This window comes from Chryseobacterium sp. SSA4.19 (assembly GCF_022601875.1).
In the GTDB taxonomy this organism is placed as follows: domain Bacteria; phylum Bacteroidota; class Bacteroidia; order Flavobacteriales; family Weeksellaceae; genus Chryseobacterium.
In genome coordinates this window covers 1-3675 of the sequence record NZ_JAKVIP010000058.1, presented here as the reverse complement: position 1 = coordinate 3675, position 3675 = coordinate 1, and the positions used below count along the sequence as shown (strand labels likewise).

Here is a 3675-nt window from a genome sequence, read left to right as displayed (position 1 = left end):
CTATCGCTATCGGAGCAGTAACCGGCGCAGTCTCGGCAGGAGTCGGGGAAATCTTTCAAGCAGGAGGCTTTTTAGCAACAGTAGGTAATGGTGCGCTTACAGGAGCTGCTACTGGCGGTGTCTCTTCTCTTATTACCGGAGATAATTTCATTAAGGGGCTCTTAAAAGGTGCTGTAATTGGAGGTAGTGTAGCAGCTCTTTCGTGGGGAGTTAATAAAGCAGTTAATGCAATACGTGTGACAAAAGCTGCTAAAGCCAACCATGAATATACCGTAGCAGAATCTGATGTGTATAATAATCCACAAAATTACAGTAATGAACAAGTAAGCTATAGTACTGAAACAATTGAAAAATTTCAAGAAGGTTATGGTAATCTTGGTAATTATGGTGTAAAAACAATTTATAACAGAACCCCTGAAGGTTATGGCTTAGCAGGAAACAATACATTCTATCGAAAAACATGGTGGGAGAATATGTTTGGGGGGACGAGGGAGTATGGAGAGATTTTAGGCCTTACTACACCTAGTAATAATATATATCTTTCCCCTGCAGCATATTCATCAAAAGCTCAATTTGTTAATGTAATTACACATGAAACAGGTCATGCCATCATACATCAGTCATCCCTACTAAGTCTCTCAGAGCAAGCAACAAAAAATATGGGTAAATATGCAAAATCTTTAGACAATCTAGGACACGTATCAATACGAAAAATGACGATTCAATTATTTCAAAAAAATCCATGGTTAGAATTACCTTTTAGTATTCCTGCACAGTATTTTTATAATTCAAATGCTCAGTTAGATAAATTACTTCTGCCTTTGATAAAATCATTTAAATTCTAATATGAAAGTATTTGCTATATTGATATTTTTACTTTTTTCATGTGGTAAGAATTCTAAAGATGATGTCATAATACATCCTGTTGTTGATAAGAAAAATTCAATGTTATTATTAAAAATTCAAAATAATACAGATCAAGATTTGGTGATTGAATATCCTGATTTAGAAGATTTTCCTTATAAGGATGAGCTTGAAGCCAATACGCCAGAAATTATATATACCAAAAAATCGTTCGAGGTACAGGGTGATCCGGAAGATCTTTCAATCAGTAGAAATTCTGATTGTATTAGGCTAAAAGATATAATGAACTCAAATTTTGATTTAATGCCAAAATTTATAAAGAAGAATAGTGAAAAGACTTATTACCTTAAATTTACAAGATACAGAACTGGAAAAACTCTATATTTTGAAGATTGGAATTTTGATTCATTATTTTTGTCACATAAAAACAGGCAGAAACTATTAGAAAAAGTTAAAAGTCAGAACTGTTCCGGATATAGATACTATACAGGAAATATCTCTTTTGATATTCATGAGCTTACTTTAGAGTAGCAGTTAGAAAATTAGTAAAAAATAGCCAACTTTAGTTATCAAAGTAAAGGGGTAACTGACAAATTTAAAAAAGTCCGGATTTAATAGATCCGGATTTTTTTTATATCCTATAGAGATAAAGTGTTAAAAAGTATCGACTTCGATGTAGAATATATGAATTCGGCTGTCTGAGCTTCTCTTAAGGCGCATCTTACGTGATCATTTCATAGCGACATATTACAGATGCTTGCTCCGTATACTTTACTGCATTAACGTTACTCCTGGCAGATCATGGCTGCAGATTGCAGATCCACGTTGCTGAAAATGCAAAATGTTTAAAGAATTTGATACCAGTTCCCTTTGAGAGCTTTCAGATTCAGGTTCCAGAATAAAGTGAATTTGCAGAAGAAACAAACGTTGATATTGAATTTATAAACGGTTAGATTCTAGTTGCTGAATGTTTGGGGTGTTTTACAGCAGTAATTTGCAATCCGAACTAAATAGAGTCATGTTAAATCCATTAATAAACTATTTTGAAAGATATCTTCCCTTAAATGAGGAGGAAAAGGTTATCGTAAAAGAAGCGTTTCGAGAGCTAAGAGTTAAAAGAAAGCATTTTATCCTTCAGAAAGGTGATATATGCAAGTATCATACATTTCTGTTTGAAGGTTGTTTTAGGATGTATATGATAGATGAAAAAGGTAAAGAACATAATCTACAATTTGCTATTGAGAATTGGTGGATAACAGATATTGGTAGCTTTTATTCCGAGGAGCCGAGTAGGTTGTACATAGAGGCTATGGAGAATTCAACTGTCCTTCAGTTAAAAAAAGAGGATCAGACTAGGCTTTTTGACGATAACCTTCAATTTAATAAAATCTTCAGGATTCTTACAGAAAAAGCTTTGGTAAGTGCTCATCATAGAATTCTTGATAACATCAGCTCCACGGTAGGGGATCGTTATCTTGACTTTTTAAAAAGGTATCCTCATTTTTTTAATCGGATCTCTAATGTCCAGATAGCTTCCTACCTGGGGTAACACCAGAATTTCTCAGCACTATCCGTAAGAAGATTGTTAAATCTTAATATATATTAAGGCTCTTTCTTAAACTACCTTATAGGTAAATACGATCGATCACTTTTATTTTTGTGTCATTGTTAATTTATAAAATGTTTACAATGAATAAAAAAATAATTGCAGTCGTTGGTGCGACTGGTCTACAAGGAAGCGGAGTGGTAAATGCCTTAAAAAGAGATGGTTCTTTTAAGGTTAGGGCAATTACCAGAAACCTGGATAAATATGAGGGAAATGCTGACGAAGCAGTGCAAGCAGATATAATGGACCTTGAATCATTAACCAATGCTTTTAAAGATGCTTAAGGAGTATTTGTGGTGACTAATTTTGGGGAAGGAGCAAATGAATTAGCGCAAGGGAAGATTGCTATTGAAGCTGCAAAATATCTAATGTAAATCATTTCGTTTGGTCTACTTTACCAAACGTTGAAAAAATAAGTAATGGGCAATATGTAGTCCCTAAATTTACTGGTAAAGCAGAAGTTGATCATTTAGTAAAAGATGCCGAATTCGAAAATTACATATTTATTCAACCCCCATTTTATTTTCAAAACTTCAAAGGACACACAGCTCCACAACGACAACAAGATGGTTCCATAGGCTGGGCTTTACCGATTGATCCAACTCATAAAGTAATTCATATAGCCGATATTAATGATCTTGGGAAAGTAGTTGCAGGTGTATTTTTAAATCCTGATAAAGTTGGTAATGGAAGTTATTTATCTTTGGCTGCAGAATTAAATAATTTCAATGATGTCTTGGAAGTTTTCAAAGCTAACGGAAAGGACTACAGATTTACATATGTTCCGGCAGAGATTTTTTCAAACTTCTTTGAAGGAGCAAGAGAGGTTGCTGAGCTATTAGCGTATTTCGAAGCATACTCATATATGGGGCCGAATTCGGACAACCAGGTTCAGAAGGCCAAAGAAATTTCTACAGAACCGTTTGTATCATTAAATGATTGGATTAAATTAAACGTACTTTAAAACAGAGATTATTTCACCTTATAGGTAAAATTTAAGTAGGCTGGGTAGTGTCTCACTAACTGTGTAAGTTAGAAAGTTATTCTGAAAAATTTTGAGCCCTTATAGCTCAAAAAATTTTACGGCAATAACTTTTTATTATTTTTAACCATTACATAGTTATGATAGACAAAGAAGAATTATTAAACAACAAGGATTTCTACAAGTCCTTTAAAAATGGAGAAGATTTAACCACTTTCTTCAA

The 3675-nt window shown here is 33.6% G+C and carries 5 protein-coding genes; all 5 read left to right on the top strand.

Annotation, left to right across the window (positions count from 1 at the left end):
* Positions 1-845: hypothetical protein (locus tag MKJ01_RS18690; RefSeq protein WP_241615762.1), on the top strand; the 845-nt coding region annotated here is incomplete at its 5' end.
* A 1-nt stretch (position 846) separates the two neighbouring features.
* Positions 847-1395, top strand: coding sequence for a hypothetical protein (locus MKJ01_RS18685; protein WP_241615761.1), 549 nt, complete (start codon positions 847-849; stop codon positions 1393-1395).
* Between the two features lie 487 nt (positions 1396-1882).
* On the top strand, positions 1883-2413 hold the full coding sequence (locus MKJ01_RS18680; RefSeq protein ID WP_241615760.1) for a Crp/Fnr family transcriptional regulator: 531 nt from the start codon (positions 1883-1885) through the stop codon (positions 2411-2413).
* A gap of 140 nt (positions 2414-2553) precedes the next feature.
* Complete coding sequence (locus tag MKJ01_RS18805; protein WP_252120880.1) at positions 2554-2754, top strand: NmrA family NAD(P)-binding protein; 201 nt, start codon at positions 2554-2556, stop codon at positions 2752-2754.
* 77 nt (positions 2755-2831) lie between these two features.
* Positions 2832-3434, top strand: coding sequence for an NmrA family NAD(P)-binding protein (locus MKJ01_RS18905; RefSeq protein ID WP_368366413.1), 603 nt, complete (start codon positions 2832-2834; stop codon positions 3432-3434).
* The last annotated feature ends 241 nt before the right edge of the window (positions 3435-3675 follow it).